16 protein-coding genes are annotated in these 16,693 nt (G+C 46.1%); 5 read left to right on the top strand and 11 right to left on the bottom strand.

Annotation, left to right across the window (positions count from 1 at the left end; genetic code table 11):
* Window positions 1–24 precede the first annotated feature (24 nt).
* On the top strand, window positions 25–963 hold the full coding sequence (locus tag IFU39_RS10400) for a hypothetical protein (protein ID WP_105598112.1): 939 nt from the start codon (window positions 25–27) through the stop codon (window positions 961–963).
* A 109-nt stretch (window positions 964–1,072) separates the two neighbouring features.
* Here the strand turns inward: IFU39_RS10400 and IFU39_RS10395 are convergent, their stop codons facing one another.
* The 5 genes from IFU39_RS10395 to IFU39_RS10375 all read right to left on the bottom strand — a co-directional run bounded on the left by IFU39_RS10395 (window position 1,073) and on the right by IFU39_RS10375 (window position 5,166).
* Window positions 1,073–2,113 (bottom strand): M42 family metallopeptidase, encoded by a 1,041-nt coding sequence (locus IFU39_RS10395; RefSeq protein WP_091017529.1) that lies wholly within the window; start codon window positions 2,111–2,113, stop codon window positions 1,073–1,075.
* A gap of 113 nt (window positions 2,114–2,226) precedes the next feature.
* The gene (locus IFU39_RS10390; RefSeq protein WP_192132478.1) at window positions 2,227–2,607 is read right to left on the bottom strand and encodes a LapA family protein; all 381 of its coding nucleotides are present in this window, start codon (window positions 2,605–2,607) and stop codon (window positions 2,227–2,229) included.
* Between the two features lie 132 nt (window positions 2,608–2,739).
* Window positions 2,740–4,530, bottom strand: a complete 1,791-nt coding sequence (gene pepF / locus IFU39_RS10385; RefSeq protein ID WP_091017526.1) for an oligoendopeptidase F — start codon at window positions 4,528–4,530, stop codon at window positions 2,740–2,742.
* A 213-nt stretch (window positions 4,531–4,743) separates the two neighbouring features.
* On the bottom strand, window positions 4,744–4,929 hold the full coding sequence (locus IFU39_RS10380; protein WP_036609669.1) for a hypothetical protein: 186 nt from the start codon (window positions 4,927–4,929) through the stop codon (window positions 4,744–4,746).
* A 3-nt stretch (window positions 4,930–4,932) separates the two neighbouring features.
* Window positions 4,933–5,166, bottom strand: a complete 234-nt coding sequence (locus IFU39_RS10375) for a hypothetical protein (RefSeq protein WP_017689395.1) — start codon at window positions 5,164–5,166, stop codon at window positions 4,933–4,935.
* A 162-nt stretch (window positions 5,167–5,328) separates the two neighbouring features.
* Between IFU39_RS10375 and IFU39_RS10370 the strand changes: the two genes are divergently transcribed.
* Window positions 5,329–5,526: a cold shock domain-containing protein gene (locus tag IFU39_RS10370; protein ID WP_017689394.1), complete on the top strand. Its 198-nt coding sequence runs from the start codon at window positions 5,329–5,331 to the stop codon at window positions 5,524–5,526.
* Window positions 5,527–5,680: 154 nt separating this feature from the next.
* Here IFU39_RS10370 and IFU39_RS10365 read toward each other — a convergent pair whose 3' ends face one another.
* Together IFU39_RS10365 and IFU39_RS10360 are read right to left on the bottom strand one after the other, a co-directional pair.
* Complete coding sequence (locus tag IFU39_RS10365; RefSeq protein ID WP_192132476.1) at window positions 5,681–6,853, bottom strand: MFS transporter; 1,173 nt, start codon at window positions 6,851–6,853, stop codon at window positions 5,681–5,683.
* A gap of 40 nt (window positions 6,854–6,893) precedes the next feature.
* Window positions 6,894–8,234, bottom strand: coding sequence for a multi antimicrobial extrusion protein MatE (locus IFU39_RS10360; RefSeq protein ID WP_192132474.1), 1,341 nt, complete (start codon window positions 8,232–8,234; stop codon window positions 6,894–6,896).
* Between the two features lie 179 nt (window positions 8,235–8,413).
* On the opposite strand from IFU39_RS10360, the gene IFU39_RS10355 reads away from it, so the two are divergent.
* Together IFU39_RS10355 and pfkA are read left to right on the top strand one after the other, a co-directional pair.
* Window positions 8,414–9,493: a tetraprenyl-beta-curcumene synthase family protein gene (locus tag IFU39_RS10355; protein ID WP_017689390.1), complete on the top strand. Its 1,080-nt coding sequence runs from the start codon at window positions 8,414–8,416 to the stop codon at window positions 9,491–9,493.
* A gap of 53 nt (window positions 9,494–9,546) precedes the next feature.
* Window positions 9,547–10,518 carry a 6-phosphofructokinase gene (gene pfkA, locus IFU39_RS10350; protein ID WP_036609663.1) on the top strand — a complete coding sequence of 324 codons (972 nt, stop codon included), beginning with the start codon at window positions 9,547–9,549 and terminating at the stop codon, window positions 10,516–10,518.
* A gap of 77 nt (window positions 10,519–10,595) precedes the next feature.
* On the opposite strand, the gene IFU39_RS10345 is transcribed toward pfkA, so the two are convergent.
* From IFU39_RS10345 to IFU39_RS10335, 4 genes are all read right to left on the bottom strand, one after another.
* Window positions 10,596–11,948 carry an MATE family efflux transporter gene (locus tag IFU39_RS10345; RefSeq protein WP_105598456.1) on the bottom strand — a complete coding sequence of 451 codons (1,353 nt, stop codon included), beginning with the start codon at window positions 11,946–11,948 and terminating at the stop codon, window positions 10,596–10,598.
* 203 nt (window positions 11,949–12,151) lie between these two features.
* Window positions 12,152–13,333, bottom strand: a complete 1,182-nt coding sequence (locus IFU39_RS10340; protein ID WP_105598116.1) for a putative glycoside hydrolase — start codon at window positions 13,331–13,333, stop codon at window positions 12,152–12,154.
* A gap of 163 nt (window positions 13,334–13,496) precedes the next feature.
* Window positions 13,497–13,685 carry a hypothetical protein gene (locus IFU39_RS32880; RefSeq protein ID WP_029880762.1) on the bottom strand — a complete coding sequence of 63 codons (189 nt, stop codon included), beginning with the start codon at window positions 13,683–13,685 and terminating at the stop codon, window positions 13,497–13,499.
* Between the two features lie 174 nt (window positions 13,686–13,859).
* Window positions 13,860–14,681: a YitT family protein gene (locus IFU39_RS10335; protein ID WP_091017520.1), complete on the bottom strand. Its 822-nt coding sequence runs from the start codon at window positions 14,679–14,681 to the stop codon at window positions 13,860–13,862.
* A gap of 305 nt (window positions 14,682–14,986) precedes the next feature.
* On the opposite strand from IFU39_RS10335, the gene IFU39_RS10330 reads away from it, so the two are divergent.
* Window positions 14,987–16,582 (top strand): DEAD/DEAH box helicase, encoded by a 1,596-nt coding sequence (locus tag IFU39_RS10330; protein WP_091017518.1) that lies wholly within the window; start codon window positions 14,987–14,989, stop codon window positions 16,580–16,582.
* The last annotated feature ends 111 nt before the right edge of the window (window positions 16,583–16,693 follow it).

The following is a 16,693-nucleotide window of genomic DNA, read 5'->3' as shown; positions in this document are numbered from 1 at the left end:
TAGAAGGGAGAGAACACCACACTCATGTATAAGGAAATTAATGAACAGTTGGCAGTGCTCAAGGAAAAGGGGAGAATTTACGAGAAATGGACCAAACGTCTGGAGAAGCTGCAAACGGAGGAAAGCGAATGGGAAGCAAAGGTAAAGCGTCGTCTGGAGCATCTCCAGAAGGAGCAGAAGGATGTTGATCGACTGAACAGTATGACATTGTCGGCATTTTTCTATCAACTGATTGGCAAGAAGACAGAACGGCTGGAGAAGGAAGAGCTGGAACTCATGGAGAGCAAGGCTGCATACGACACTGCTTGTCGCATGTTACAAGACGTACAGGAGCAACGAATTCATGTGGAGCAGGAGTTGGAGGGCGGGCGGCATTATCAATACTGGCAAAGCGATTACAACGCGCTGTGGGGGAAGAAGGAAGGTCGACTGCTGGACCAGGATGCGGAATTGCAACAGATGGCTGAGAATCGGGAACATCTGGCAAGTGAGCTTCAGGAACTGGATGAAGCTTTCCGGGAGGGGGAATACCTGGTCTATGCCCTTGAACGTGCCGAGAAGGCTTTGTCTTCGGCAGGTAATTGGGGTGTATATGACATGATGGGTGGTGGAGTGATCTCCACACATATCAAGCGAGGACGAATGGATGACGCTCAGGTCGCCATCATGGATGCAGGTAAGCGTCTACGACGTTTCCAGAAGGAGTTGGAGGATGTAGAGATGGCTGTACACGCGGATCTGCATCTGGGAGGTCTGCTTTCATTCGCAGACTATTTCTTCGATAACCTCTTCGTGGACTGGATGGTTCAGGACAAAATTCGCAAAGCCGAACGTCAGGTGAAGGATGGACTGAGTGCCGTTCGGAAAACCATGCATGTGTTAAGAAATGAAATGCGTGACCATAAGGCAGAGTTAGAGATATTGGATCGTAAGTATCATGCATATGTCGAACAGGCAGATTAAAAGAAATGACAACAAAGGCCCCTTCCAAGCACACCGAATTGTGTGCTTGGAAGGGGCCTTCTGCTTAGACGAACATGCCATGATAATTTCGTCGATCAATGATTCTTTTTTATTTGGTTGTAATGTAGGCTGTGAGCAATCGTGCTGTATTCAGGACAGCATCCTTATGTGTACGCTCCATGGAATGAGATGCGTGAACTCCAGGACCGATCAGTGCTGCACGGATATTGTTTCCTCCGCGCAATGCTGCGCTGCCATCTGAGCCATAGTGGGGATAAATGTCCACGACGTAATCCATTCCATCTTGTTTGGCCAGTTCAATGAGACGACTGGTCATATCGTAGTCATAAGGGCCAGAAGAATCTTTGGCACATATGGAAACGTCAGTTTCTTTACAGCTCAGGTCATCACCCATAGCTCCCATGTCTACAGCGATTATTTCACTGATTTCCGCAGGGATATACGATGCGCCATGTCCAACTTCTTCATAGTTCGAGATAAGCAGAGAGACGTTATGTAATGGTTTCCAGCCTTCACGATGTGCAGACTCAAGGATGCCAAAGAGGGCAGCTACGCTGGCTTTGTCGTCCAGATGACGTGATTTGATATAACCACTCGGCGTGATGACTGCGCGAGCATCAAAGGAGATAAAGTCGCCGACAGAGATCCCGAGTTTCAACACATCTTCCTTGGAGGAGACGACCTCATCGATTCGAACTTCCATATGGCTCTCGGTCCGTTCAAAGGTGCGTGCATCCGGATAGACGTGTACAGACGGATGAAGGGAGAGAATGGTGCCTGTGTATGTCTTTCCATCCCGTGTATGGATGGTGCAATATTCGTTTTCGATACTTTGCATCGAAAACCCACCGACAGAGGTAAGCTTCAATGTGCCATAGGATGTAATCGAGCGTACCATGGCCCCTAGCGTATCCACGTGGGCGCTTAAAGCGATGGTCTTGGAAGAGTCCTGTCCGGGCAATGTAAGCACCGCACCGCCCTTGTTATTCAGCTCACAGGCGATGCCCACTGCTGCTGCTTCCTTCCGGATCATCTCGATAATATGATGTGTGTAACCACTTGGGCTTGGTGTGTCCAGTAATTTTTTCAGAAAAGACAGAACGTATGATTCATCAATTGTAAAACTCATTGTGTAATTTCCTCCTCGGATCATGGGTATGGTGTGAAACAAAATACAGCCTGTCTGGGGGAGAGAATGTGATACTACCATTCCTGACTCGCCAGCAGGCTGTCTCTGATTGGTTACAGTGTTCCCGTAGGGTTTCCTTTGCGCTGACTCTGGATCGAATCATTCTCCAGTAGGCTGTCGGGTGCATTTGAGTCAAGCGAATCCATCGATTTGAAAGAATCCAACGTAGATTTGCTTGTCGCGGAACTTTCCAATTCAGATACACGCAATTTCAATTGCTTGTTCTCGCGTTGCAGTCTGTATTGGCGATAGATGCCATATGACCCTACAATAATTCCACCGATCAGGGTACAACCGAGAATCAGCAAGATTAGCGGGATTTGTACCGTATTAAATAACAGGTTGACTTGTACGGAATCCACATTAATGACCGCAAAGATTCCCGTGAGCAGTGCAAAAACAAGACCTGCTATGAGTGCCCATTGCATTTTCATGGTGTTGCCTCCTTGTTGAACAATTGAGAACTAGATATGCATTACCCGTATTCGGGTATGTTGCATCTTGCAATGATGATAAAATCCCCTGCCCAAACGGGCAAGGGATGCAGGTCACATGGAAAGTCAACCTTATTTGGTTAGCTGCTCCATCTGTTCAATCAATTCCTTGAACACACTCATGGCTTCACGAATTGGCTGTGGTGTAGACATATCCACACCTGCTTTTTTCAGAATGTTGATGGAGTAATCACTGCCACCGCTCTTCAGGAAGCCAAGATATCGGTCAACAGCCGGTTGGCCTTCTTCCAGGATTTGCTTGGAAAAACTTGTCGCTGCGGAGAAGCCTGTAGCATATTTGTAAACGTAGAAGCTGTTATAGAAGTGGGGAATACGAGCCCATTCCATTTCAATTTCTTTGTCAACAGCCATGCCTTCTCCGTGATATTTAACGTTCAGATCATAATAGATCTCGGATAACAATTGTGGTGTTAATGCGTCACCTTGTTCCGCACGTTCATGAATGATTTTCTCGAATTCAGCAAACATGGTCTGACGGAATACCGTTGTACGGAATTGGTCGGCATAATAGGTTAACAGATACAATTTTTCCTTTGGATCTGTTGATTTGTTAAGCAGGTAATCCATGAGCAACGCTTCGTTGGTCGTGGATGCAACCTCTGCCAGGAAGATGGTGTACTGGGCATCACGATACGGAAGTGTTGTATCCGAGTAATGTGAATGCAAAGCGTGACCCATTTCATGTGCGAGTGTGAACATGCTGTTCAGGTTATCTTTGTGATTCAACAAGACATACGGGTGAGTGCCATAAGCGCCCCAGGCATATGCGCCAGAACGTTTATTTTCATTCTCATATATATCGATCCAGCGGTTATCATATCCAGTCTGCAATGCGTCAGCATAGTCCTTGCCGAGTGGTTTCAGACCATCTTTGACCGTTTGTTTCGCTTCCTCATAGGTAATATCCATTTTGTATTCGTCTACGAGTGGAGCGAACAGATCGTACATGTGCAATTGATCCACACCCAGCAACTTTTTGCGCAGGTCCATATAACGATGCAATAACGGAAGGCTCTCGTGAATGGTGTCTACCAGATTGGTATACACATCCGTTGGGATGTTATCTCCATATAGGGACATTTCCATCACGGAAGGGTACTTCCGAACATTAGCATAGAACATATTTTTGGTTACATTTGCGTTCAAGGCAGCGGCAATTGTGTTCTTCTGTTTAGCATAGGTTTCGTATACCGCTTTGAAGGCACGTTCGCGAACTTCACGGTTAGGGTTCTCCAGGAACTGAATGTAGCTGCCGTGTGTCAGCTCGACTTCCTTACCATGTTCATCCTTGATTCTTGGAAACTTGAGATCGGCGTTATTCAGCATGCTGAAGATGGTCTGTGGTGCTTGTGAAAGGTTGCCTACCTGTGCAAGCAAAGCCTCTTCAGCTTGGCTAAGAACATGGGCTTTTTCGCGTTTCATCTCTTCCAGCGTAAATGTATAAGCAGAGAGTTTTTCGTTCGCAATAAATGCGTCCAACTGATCATCAGGCAGGGAAAGAATCTCCGGTGTGACAAAAGAAAGTGCTTCACCAACCCGTACGCCTAATTTCTGGGCTTTTTGGGACAGGTTTTGATATGTAGGATTAGCTGTGTCTTCATCTTGATGCATGCGTGCGTACACAAAGAGGCGTTCTATTTTGAGGCTGATCTCATCTTCGAATTCGAAGCAAGATTTGAGTACATCAGGTTGATTCAGTTTGCCTTGGAATTCGGAGGCCTTCTTGGTCAAAGACGATACTTCTTCATATTCTTGATCCCAGGCTTTCTGATCGGCAAATAAATCTTCCAGTTTCCAGCTATGTTCAGCTGGCACCTCGGAACGTTTCAATAATTGACTCATGGAAATCCTCCTTTGATGATCTGATGAATGGTTGGACGAAGCTGCCTTCGTCTCGCTTGCCTGTGCGGAGAGAGACGAAGGAATCAGACTAAGTACCAGGATAACAGATAGCGATTTCTGGTATTTCAACGGCCTTCCTCCTTACGATACGAATAATCTCGTATAGTATGACCTTAGGCACGTTGAAATATTTGAATATCTGGGTCCCCTTGATTAGGCTCCCATGTTATACAGAAAATAAACGATCAGGAAAAAGGCGAAACAAATGAGCAGGGTAGCAATAAGCGCCATTCCGCGTCTCAGTCGATCCGGGATGGAATTGCGTCCCAGAATAAGCACAATACCAAGGGAGAAGGCAAGGATAATAAAGATGACGACATTGCTAGAGTCAAGCTGCATGGGTTAGACCCCTTTGAAGGCAGCCATTAATTGACGCCATTCATCCTCACGGTTCTCAAAGTCTGCTTTTGGGAAACGGCGTTCAGCCCAGTGCATTAATGCAGGACGGCTTAGGAAAGTATGGCATTCTTCGCCCCACTCTTCCGAAATTTCTCGCAGTACGAGATATTTGCCTTGAACTTCTACGGTCATCATATTCCACTTGTCTGTTTTGTATATTTCATGTTTTTTTATCATAGGTAGTCTCCAAACTAACGGTTTTGGTAAAATGATACCGTACCCTACGATTCAAAGCAAATTTTTTCGACATTTATGGAAAGATAAATTGCAAAATGGAAGCCCATACAGTATAATAAAGGTATTCGCCATAGATGGCGATATTTTTAGGAGGTTTTTCATTTGAAAGGTACAGTTAAATGGTTTAACGCAGAAAAAGGCTATGGCTTTATTTCAGTTGAAGGCGGCGAGGACGTATTCGTACATTTCTCCGCAATCCAAGGAGATGGCTTCAAAACATTGGAAGAAGGTCAAGCGGTAGAATTCGAAATCACTGATGGAAACCGTGGTCCTCAAGCAGCTAACGTAAACAAACTGTAAGAATTTTTCCGGTCAACGGACTTCTTATATATGATAAATTTATAGCTGAATATTAAGAACCTAAGCACAGTCCCCCAAGGGAGGCTGTGCTTTTTTTGATTCTAAAATTTTCAGTGTAAATAACGGTTGAATACGGTGTATGTTCCCTGTGTGTTCAGGAGACGCGATTGGTCATGCTGGACCATAACTTCAATCCGAAACCGATCAGTGCAGCCAGGGAGAAAGCCATAGCGGTGAGATAGAAGGTTTGTCTGCCTGCATGTTCCAGCAGCAGTCCGCCTAACGTTCCGCTAAGAAGTCCCGAAGCACTGGACCAGACAATGGTGAACAAAGCCATACCCGTAGCTCTGTAGCCGTCCGGAACTAGGCGAATGATATAGCGGACCGCCGTAACGTAGAAAATACCAAAGGTCACACTGTGCATCGTCTGAATTGCAACGACAGCTGCTGGTGTATCGGATATGGACATGAGAAGCAAACGAACCGTATACATCAGTGCAGCAAAAGCGATTAGCGGCAGTTCTTTATAACGGTTTCCATACTTGCTGAGAAGTAGAAATATGGGGATTTCACTTACGGAAGAGATCAGCAAAGACCAGCCGATCAGCCCCTCGCTGGCACCCAGATCTTTTAGCGTGATGGTAAGAAATGCTTCGTTCATGCGATGTCCCATGGCAAGCAAAAATACACAGCCAAAAAAAGTGAGCACATCTCTGCGTTTCAGAATAGCCCATAACCCCGATAGATCCATTTTGCTACTGCTCCCCGAAGGTTGATCCTTCAATTGAAAACTGATCAATAGTGTAGTTGCAGCAAGACCAACGCAGACCCAAATTGTCCATGCTGGACCAAAAGATCCAAGGAAATACCCGATACTTAATGCAAAGAAGGCATAACCGATCGATCCGAAGACTCGAATGGAAGTGAAATTTCGGCCGTACTTGCTGGCCGTTGTAATGGCCATCGTATCGGAGAGAGGATAGACCGGATAATAGAAAAAGTAAAACAGGGACACGAGTACAAATACCTGACCGAAAGTTGTTGCATTGGCGAGCATGATCCCTGTGATCAATTGACCACCAAGCAGAATGATCATCACTTTGCGTACCGTTTGGTATCTGTCGCTGGCCATGCTCCAGAACATATTGGAGAACACAGAGATGAGGGGGCCAATTCCGTAGAGATATCCAATCTCAGCCCGACTGAAGCCCAGATGACTGAAGTAAAGCTGGAAGTAGGATACCACCAGAACGGTGGAACCAAAGATGGTGAACATGAGAGCCCGGAGCCAGTTCTGATCCGGGCGGGCGTTGTGACTTAATTTCATGATGAGAGACTCCAATCCTGATAACAATTCAATGATTTTATTACCCTTTCAGGGATGTTGATTTACGGGCTTTCGGCACGGACATCGTAGGTTCTTGCTTCGTGCGCCGGATGACAAGCCAGACAATGATGAGTTCGGCGAGCAGGCCAAGGGATTGGGCAACAGCGCCAATCATGCCGTTCCACGCAGGAAAGATACTAACCAGTATAAGCAGCACAATTACTGTGCAGATTGCATTCGCAGTTTGCGAACGAAACATCGTTTTTGTCTGACCGCGAAGCAGAATGAGGCCATTGCTGAAATCCAGAAAAGGGAAGATCAGCGGAAATAAGACGAACGCACGCAATGTCCACAGACTTTGTTGCAAAAGTTCGCCCTGAACGCTCATGACATTTTCGAGTACCCATGGTCCCAAGGGGGTATAGGCAATCGACACCATCATCGCAAACGGAATAAATCCGGTGACAAGTGCGAATTTTCGTACCAGTTTGGCGTCCACAAGGTAGAAATTCAGCACGATCTGATGGATGTATGTAAAGAAGCTTAGCATCAACTGCATCAGACTGCTTGCTATGGCAAAGGACGAAATGGCTAGTGCAATCCCGGTCGTTTTGCCCAGTACAATGTTAATAACCGGTCCTATGAACAGCGCTACAAAGCTGGATAACAGCAGTGGCTTATAAAAGCGAAATACGTCTCCCTTGCTCTCGACGGGATGATCCTCAAGCTTGGCTGGCATCTTGCGTTTGATGCTGTTTCCCTCCAGAAAGCTGACGAGCGCTTCAATCATCATGCCAGCAGCAAAAATGATAGCGCCTACACGTCCACTGTCAATGCTGTCTGTGTATATGAAATAGAGGGAAAGGCCGTACATGCCGGCTAAACGGAATACCATACCTATGGTTAACCACTTGGTGCGGTTATTCGTAATGATGATCCCCTGATAGATGTTGCGGATCACTGAAAAGATACTCACATACATGAGAATTTCATATACGTCGATGACTTTGGTCAGCAGATCCGGACTTACACCAAACAGGTATTTGAACACCCCGGTACCAACGGGAGAGTATACGATGAGAAACCCAATGAGAAGCACACAGGCAAGAAATATTTTGGTCACAAACGTGAGGGCCTGAAAGGAAAGGCGATCGCGAACCAGTGCGGAACAGGTTTGCCGCAGCAGGGTGGAGGGGCGTTCCGTGAGGGTTAACAAGCTACCGGCGATGGCATAGCTGGCAATAACCGTCTCGGGATGAGCGGAACGTGCTAATGTGCTGTTTATGATGACGTGAGAAATGGTGACGAGAGAGGCGGAAATGCCAAGTGGCACAAAAAAAGAAAATAACCGTCTCCACGAAAGTGATTCACTTGACGACATGTCAACGACTCCTTTGATGGATGAAATATGCCTAGTATATCACAAAGTTTTGGGCGCGGATGCGATTTTTTATGCGGAATATGCGGCAGATCATTTGTACAATTAAGGGGATCATATTATAATAGGAATGGTTAAAAATCGCTCTAATACGTATTCAACCAAGTGGAGGCACATTTATTTTGAGCCAATCAAATCGAAAACGTCATCAATATCCGCGTGGACCGCTGGCATTGATGAGAGGGGTGTACAAATACACCATTCCGGAAACACGGAAGGCACTGAATGGATGGCGTGCTCAAGCTGAGGCGATTCCGAATGAGGAATTGCGTACACAGGCACTTGCCAGTCTGAAGGATAAACAGTTTCACTGTGAAGGCGGAACCGTCTACGCATTAGCTGATTTGCCCAACAGGCACATTCTGATTCCGCTGATCGTTTCATATCAAACTATTAGTGATTATTTGGACAATCTGTGCGACCGCAGCACGTCGATGGACCCGGATGACTTTCGTCTTCTCCATCAATCCATGCTTGATGCGGTAGATCCCGAAGCAATTCCCGTCAATTATTATGCCCTCCGTGAGGAGCAGGATGACGGCGGATATCTGCGGAATCTGGTGACCACATGTCAGGAACTGACCCGTCAGTTACCAGGCTATACGTCCGCCAAGCCCCAAATTCAGGATCTGGCAGGCCTATACACGGACCTGCAGGTATATAAGCATATCAAGCCGGAACTGAGAGAAACGGCACTGCTCGAATGGTGGTCGGAGCATCGTCATCGCACACCTCAGTTTCGTTGGAACGAATTTGCTGCTGCAACTGGCTCTACACTGGGCGTTTTCATGCTGTTTCTGGCTGCGAGTGACGATCAGTTGACTGAAGAGCAAGCGGCCTCGATCCACACGGCCTATTTCCCACATGTATGCGCATTGCACATTATGCTCGATTATTTAATTGATCAGGATGAGGACCGCATCGGGGGAGATCTCAACTTCTGCAATTATTATGAGAATGTGGAGACCATGCTGGACCGAATTGCTTTTATTGTGGAGATGGCACGCAGTGATGTACAGAAGATTCCGGGAAGCTCCTTTCACCGGATGATCATCGAAGGACTGATTGCCATTTACCTGTCTGATCCCAAAGTCAGCGAACAACAGGAAGTTCGCGTCGTATCCAAACGTCTGCTGAAAAATAGTCCGATCACAAGAATATTTTTCTTCATTTTCAGTCGCTGGATACGGAAAAATATGTAAGTCAGGTGTGATATTGCGGAGCCTGAAGTGAAACTAGAGGAGGAAGAAACATCATGACAGCAGTAAAGAAAATCGCAGTATTAACGAGCGGTGGTGATTCACAGGGGATGAACGCGGCTGTTCGTGCGGTTGTTCGCAGCGGACTGTTTCACGGTCTCGAAGTATTTGGAGTTCAACGTGGATACCAGGGTCTTTTGAATAATGACATTTTCCCAATGGATTTGCGGAGTGTAGGGGATATCATCCAACGTGGGGGAACGGTTCTTCAATCGGCACGTTGCAAGGAGTTCTATACCGCTGAAGGTCAGCAAAAAGGTGCGGACATTTTGCGTGCGCGTGGCATTGACGGTCTGGTTGTTATCGGTGGAGATGGTTCCTACAACGGAGCGAATAAACTGAGCAAACTGGGCATTAATACCATGGGTCTGCCAGGAACGATTGATAACGATGTTTCATTCACCGACTATACCATCGGATTTGATACAGCTGTAAGCATAGTAGTTGATGCAGTAAACAAATTACGTGATACGATGTCTTCACACGAACGTTCTTCCATCGTTGAAGTTATGGGTCGCCACTGTGGAGATATCGCGCTGCATGCCGGACTTGCTTCGGGTGCTGAAACGATTCTTGTCCCAGAAGTTCCATTTGATATGGACGAAGTAGCAGATCGGATGAAAGCTAACTTTGCACATGGCAAACGTCACAGTATTATCATCGTTGCAGAAGGCGTAGGCAAAGGTGAGGATGTAGCAAAAGAACTGATGGAACGTTGCCCAACGTATGAGCCGCGTGTAACCGTTCTGGGTCACATTCAGCGTGGGGGTACGCCAACTCCATTCGACCGTAACCTGGCAAGCCGTTTAGGTGACTTCGCTGTTCGCAGTCTGATCGCAGGCGAGACAGACAAAGGTTGTGGCATTATCAAGGGTGAGCTTACCCTGACGGATATTGATAAAGTGGTTAACACAAAAAAAGATTTCGATATGGTGACTTACGAGCTTGCACAACGTTTGTCCCAATAATTCGATTCATAAGCAAAAAGAGCACAGTCCCGTGGATTGTGCTCTTTTTGTTGTTTCACGGAGTGAGTATATCGATGTTACGCCTTACGGAGTGCCGCTTGTTTTTGTACCAAGAAGAGTCTCCAGAGAAGCGCTGTTGCTCCTACAGCAAGGCCGGCAATGAGTCCAATCCAGTATCCGAAGGCACCGAGTGAAGTATACGTAGCTGTTAGGTAACCTACAGGCAGGCCAATAATCCAATACGCTATGAACGTAATGATCAGTGCCGGATTAACATCTTTGTAGCCACGCAATGCTCCTTGGGTCGGTGTGGCAATCGCATCCGAGATCTGAAAGAAAATGGCGTAGATGAGGAAATGCTGCGTAAGTGCAATGACCTCTCGATCGTTTGAATACACGCCTGCAATCTGTTCGCCGAACACAATCAACACGATCGCTGTCAGCAGTGAGAGCCCGATGGCTCCACCAATTCCAAGCAGACTGTATTGTCTGGCATCTCTCAGACGCCCCGCACCTGCCTCATAACCCACAAGGATCGTAAGAGCCATACATATGCTCACAGGCAACATGTAGAGCGTAGAAGCGAAATTCAGCGCCGCCTGGTGGGCAGCAATTGTTGTGGTATCGAAACGGCTCATCATTAAAGTCACAGCAGCGAAGATGGACGTTTCGAAAAAAGTCGCGAATCCGATGGGCACTCCAATCTGGAGTAACTCTTTCCATTTGGACAATGATACACGGGTCCATCGACGGAAAATGCCATATTGGGCGAAAGGTTCGACCCGATGGACAAAAAAGAGACTAATAAGAAAGATCAGCCAGTATGTACATGCTGTAGCAACTCCAGCGCCAACACCGCCCAATTGTGGAAAGCCCCAGCGGCCGAATATCAGCAGATAATTTAGAATGATGTTAACGGGCAGGGAAACCAACGTAATGAACATCGTAGTCCGTGTCTGGCCAAGTGCATCCATGAAGCTGCGCAGCACCGTATATCCGAAGAGCGGGATAATGCCAAAAGCGAGTGCACACAAAAAATAGAAGGCAACTTGGGCAACCCGGGGCTCTAGAGGCATTCCGTTCAGTATAGGGCCAAGTAACAACGCCCCGGCTCCGATAACGACTAGACTGACTGCAATCCCTAGATACAACGCCTGGATGACGTTATACCCGATCTGATCATTACGTTTGGAACCTAACAGATGGGAAACGACAGGTGTAATACCGATCAGAATCCCGCTTAGTCCGGTTTGAACTGGCATCCACAGACTTGTGCCGATTGCGACGCCTGCAAGGTCGGCCGGAGAAAACTTGCCTGACATATTGGTGTCGAAGAACGACATGGAAGAGAGGGCGATTTGAGTGGTAAAGATGGGCAAAAATATAATCAGGAATTGCTTCACTTTTTGGGAAAAACTTGTTGTGTTCATGTTCACTGGCAGTGCCTCGCTATTCTAAAGAGATGTCATCCAAGTGTCATATCTGGACAGCTATTTATTGTAGTGGATTTTGTTCAATTTGAATAGGGACAGAAGCAGAGTGGGGCAGTCAGAGAAAAATGAACACCAAAAAACCTCGCTCCGCTTCAAGCAGAACGAGGTTGGATGAAATGAGAAGTATGAAAGAGTGCGGATTACTTATATTGTACACCTGATGTATAACGGTTGGACGCATTCCAGAGCAGATATTCATGCACATCCATGTCCTTCATCGCTCTAATCTGGTCTTCCACTTGTTTCTTGCCATACTTGATATAATGCCCACTGCCCAGCCAGCTTGCTGTGAAGTCCTGAATCCACGGACGAATGACGGGTTTGAGTTCTTTGGTAGGGTCTAGTTTCTTGTGTGTATCTTCCATTGAACCCTTGATGGTTGTATAAGGATCTTTGTCAGGGTCCTTGACCCCATACCAGCCAGTAGAATAGTGACTAGGGTATACCATCGGTGAGATCACGTCCACGTTTTCGGATATTTTAACAAAATCCTGTCCAATGCCCTCAGCCGCAGGTACAGAAGCGGCGTAACCGAAAATATCAACCGAGACCCGAACACCTAGCGGGGCCAACTCCTTGCGTGCATATTGCACGAATTCAGCTACAACATCCACTCGTGACTTGTCGGATTTGGTATATTTCAGGACATCGGCTCGAGTTTCGAATCCTTCCGGGAAACGAACGTAGTCAAATTGAATCTCTTTAAATCCAAGCTTGGCAGCTTCCTTGGCAATCTCAATGTTATAGTCCCATACTTCCTTGCTGTACGGATTCACAAAGCTGTCGCCTTTGCCATTGGCCCAGACAGATCCATCCTTGTTGCGGAAGGAGAGCTCCGGATTTTTCTTGGCAAGGATCGTATCTTTGAATACAACGACACGTGCAATCGGGTAGACCTCATGTTTTTGCAATCGTTTCATCAAGGCATCGATATCCCGAATAAAAGGTTGGGATTTACCCATTTTCTGAAGCGCTTTGTTTTCTGTGGGATAAGTTATGTATCCGAGATCGTCTTTGATATCAATGACCATGGCATTCAGTTCTGTACTGTCTGTCAGTTCCAACAATTCTTTCATACGTTCGCCGCCAGCGCTGTAGGCTGTGACATAAATACCTTTGACCACAGGTGCGTCAGGTTGAGGATCCATTTTGGCAGGTGGGTTATCGGCATCAATAACGACCTGATCTTTTTGAGATTGGATGATTGCAGTGTTAAAACTGTTGGTTAACGATTGGAACTGGGGATTTCCCTGATCCGCCACTGCGGGGGCACCACCAAAGCTTCCAAAGGCCATAGCCAGTAAAGCCCAAAACATGTTCATTCATTTCCACTCCCTTATGTGTGCATTCCATGTATGAATTATACATTAAAGCCTCTGGGCTTTTAACCATATTAAGCAAGTAATGAAACACATGGAAAAAATGAAAACCGCTTCCTGCTGAGGAAATCCTCTGCAAGAAGCGGCGTGATCAATCTGAAAAAAATTATTGAATGTAAATCTCATTTTGATGCTCACAAATACTGTACTGAATGATTTCCATTGCGTCTCCCTGTTCCAGGATGCCCAGCCCATCCCGGAGGACTATCAGTGAGTCGAGTTCATTCGGTTTCAAGAAAGGGAGCATTTCCGGGCACCATCTGTTGACAATCTCAAACAGTTTTACCGTTTCCATATCCACAATAATCACCCTTTCCTACTCGAATTCCAAAATGGTAAGTCATTCGGCGCGATTCGGGAAAGCATATGGCCTGTGAAATTGAAGGGTTGAACCTGCTATACAACATATTTAGGAGCCGTACACCGTTATTATACCACAATGTTGTGAATTGTTAACCGTACAGGTGTCTCAACTTCTGCGAAATGAACCCATAACACCAACCGTTTCCACAATGTTAACAAAAGCGTTTGGATCTGTATCCTTGATAATACGTTTAATTTCAACCAACTCGTAGCGGGTGGTAACGGTCATGAGCATGTCCTTCTCAATATCCGTGTATGCTCCCTGAGTCTTAATTTTGGTAACTCCACGAGGCCGAACAAGTAATTTTTTTAACATGGCTTCGGTTTCGTTTGTAATAATGTACAGCGTTACTTTGACGTGACTGATATGAATCAGATCAAGCACTTTGCCTGTAATGTAAATGGATACCATGGAGGCCAAGGCTGTATTCCAATTGTCACTCAGGTATCCTGCAAGCATAATAATCGAACCGTTCATGCCAGCCATTACCGTACCAATCGGAAAGTCTCGTTTACGCGTGAAAATGGACCCAACAATGTCGAGTCCTCCTGTGGAGCCACCGACTCGGAAGGAAACGCCAGTGCCCATTCCAATAAGCACACCGCCAAAAACAGAACTAAGTAAAGGGTCTGTTGCCACAGCAAAAACAGGCAGAAGCGCAATGAACCAGGAAGTGGCTGCTACCGAAAGAATACTTAATGTAATGAAGCGTCGTCCAAGAATAAACCAACCTGCAATGAGCAGGGGAATGTTAAGAACAAAATACATTATACTAAGATTCAACGTTGTAAAATAACCCAGAAGCATTGAAATACCGGACACCCCGCCGCTTAAAAGCTGATGGGGGACCAAAAACCAGTTAAAGCCGCAGGCAATAGCTGCAGCACCCAAAATGATCACTAAAGAGTGCCAAATTATTTTGGGCAATTTAATCACCTCATTTATATTTAAAACCAGATTGCTGGTAATCTTGAATTGTTTTGTGATATAATAATTTGTGGATATTCTTGAGTAGGAAACTTTTCCTAAATGGAGCAATAAAATTTTGAAATGTTTCAAACACATGTATGTAGTTTTAGTCTTATGTTGGGGACCCATTCATGGAATTATATTCGTTAGTGAAAATAATTCGTCCCGTTGGGATACCCTATAAATATTAACGCTACTTAAGAATACAGACAACAAAGTGGATTGTCCACCATGTCCACCATATAAAAGGAGCATGAATAATTTTGACAAATTTAAACTTTACAGATTTCAATCTTGAACCACTGGTGCTGCAAGCCATCACTGAGCTCGGGTTTGAAGAAGCAACACCGATCCAATCCAAAGCGATTCCTTTGGCACTCGAAGGCAGAGATTTGATTGGTCAAGCTCAAACAGGTACGGGTAAAACAGCTGCATTCGGTATTCCGTTGATCAGCAAAATCACAAAAAGTGACGAGAAAATCCGCGCCCTTATTATGGCACCTACACGTGAACTTGCAATTCAAGTTGCTGAAGAAATCGAAAAACTTACTCGCTTCAAAGGTCTTCGCTCCCTGCCAATCTACGGCGGACAAGATATCGTGCGTCAAATCCGTGCACTGAAAAGAAAACCACAAATCATCATTGGTACACCTGGACGTCTCCTTGACCACATCAACCGCAAAACAATCAAACTAGATGATGTACAAACTGTTGTACTGGATGAAGCAGATGAAATGCTCGACATGGGTTTCATGGAGGATATCCAATCCATCCTGAAACAAGTTCCAGACGAGCGCCAAACGATGCTGTTCTCAGCAACAATGCCTCCTAACATTCAAAAATTGGCACAACAATTCTTGAACAATCCTGAACACATTTCTGTGATTCCGAAACATGTTAGTGCACCATTGATTGACCAATCCTATATCGAAGTACCTGAGCGTCAAAAATTCGAAGCATTGAGCCGTTTGTTGGATATGGAATCTCCTGAACTGGCGATCGTATTCGGACGTACAAAACGTCGTGTTGACGAATTGGCTGAAGCTTTGCAAAAACGTGGATATTCTGCAGACGGTCTTCATGGTGACTTGTCCCAGAATCAACGTGATGCGGTAATGCGTAAGTTCCGTGACGGCAGCATTGACGTACTCGTTGCAACAGACGTGGCTGCACGTGGTCTCGATGTATCTGGTGTAACTCACGTTGTTAACTTTGACCTTCCGCAAGATCCGGAGAGCTATGTTCACCGTATCGGTCGTACAGGTCGTGCGGGTAAAGAGGGTGCTGCTTGGTCCTTCGTTACACCGCGTGAGATTGATCACTTGCACTTCATCGAGCGTGTAACACGTCACCGTATTCCACGTAAACCACTGCCAACAATGGCAGAAGCGGTTGAAGGTAAACAACGTTTGACAGCAGAGCGCTTGCTGGAAATCGTACAATCAGGCGAACTGAACGAATACAAAGGTATTGCGATTCAAATGCTTGAGCAATATGATTCTGTTCAACTGTTGTCGGCTGCACTGAAGCTCCTTACAGGTGACAAGAAAGATGCTCAAGTTGATCTGACTCCTGAAGACCCAATCCGTGCAAAACGTCGTAAACCGGATGTTCGATCTGGCGGACGTAAACCATCGGGTTACAGCGGTAACCGCACAAGTGGTAGCGGCGGCAGTGGTGGTGGTTACAACCGCGATCGCAACAGCAGTGGCGGCGGACGTGGCGGTTACAACCGTGATCGTAACAGCGGCAGCAGCACTGGCGGTGGAAGCAGAGAAGGTGGTTACAACCGTGACCGCAAACCGCGTCCAAGCAGTAACGAAGGACGTCGTCCAGCGAAAGATTCTTCTTTCGAGTAATATAAACGTATGATCTGATAAATGGAGCGGGCAACTGCTCCATTTTTTTATTTTCAAAGCGCCTGCAATCATTTTATTTCACTGTCAGAAGTGGCCAGAAACGCTAGCTAA

It is taken from the genome of Paenibacillus sp. CFBP 13594, assembly GCF_014842675.1.
GTDB lineage: Bacteria > Bacillota > Bacilli > Paenibacillales > Paenibacillaceae > Paenibacillus > Paenibacillus amylolyticus_B.
The sequence above is the reverse complement of the archived record's forward strand: the minus strand, read 5'-3'. Positions and strand labels throughout refer to the sequence as shown.

Excerpts from the sequence above, each read along its gene's own strand:
- IFU39_RS10400 (WP_105598112.1), top strand. The coding sequence starts at position 25 with ATGTATAAGGAAATTAATGAACAGTTGGCAGTGCTCAAGGAAAAGGGG.
- IFU39_RS10395 (WP_091017529.1), bottom strand. The coding sequence starts at position 2,113 with ATGAGTTTTACAATTGATGAATCATACGTTCTGTCTTTTCTGAAAAAA.
- IFU39_RS10390 (WP_192132478.1), bottom strand. The coding sequence starts at position 2,607 with ATGAAAATGCAATGGGCACTCATAGCAGGTCTTGTTTTTGCACTGCTC.
- pepF (WP_091017526.1), bottom strand. The coding sequence starts at position 4,530 with ATGAGTCAATTATTGAAACGTTCCGAGGTGCCAGCTGAACATAGCTGG.
- IFU39_RS10380 (WP_036609669.1), bottom strand. The coding sequence starts at position 4,929 with ATGCAGCTTGACTCTAGCAATGTCGTCATCTTTATTATCCTTGCCTTC.
- IFU39_RS10375 (WP_017689395.1), bottom strand. The coding sequence starts at position 5,166 with ATGATAAAAAAACATGAAATATACAAAACAGACAAGTGGAATATGATG.
- IFU39_RS10365 (WP_192132476.1), bottom strand. The coding sequence starts at position 6,853 with ATGAAATTAAGTCACAACGCCCGCCCGGATCAGAACTGGCTCCGGGCT.
- IFU39_RS10360 (WP_192132474.1), bottom strand. The coding sequence starts at position 8,234 with ATGTCGTCAAGTGAATCACTTTCGTGGAGACGGTTATTTTCTTTTTTT.
- pfkA (WP_036609663.1), top strand. The coding sequence starts at position 9,547 with ATGACAGCAGTAAAGAAAATCGCAGTATTAACGAGCGGTGGTGATTCA.
- IFU39_RS10345 (WP_105598456.1), bottom strand. The coding sequence starts at position 11,948 with ATGAACACAACAAGTTTTTCCCAAAAAGTGAAGCAATTCCTGATTATA.
- IFU39_RS10340 (WP_105598116.1), bottom strand. The coding sequence starts at position 13,333 with ATGAACATGTTTTGGGCTTTACTGGCTATGGCCTTTGGAAGCTTTGGT.
- IFU39_RS32880 (WP_029880762.1), bottom strand. The coding sequence starts at position 13,685 with ATGGAAACGGTAAAACTGTTTGAGATTGTCAACAGATGGTGCCCGGAA.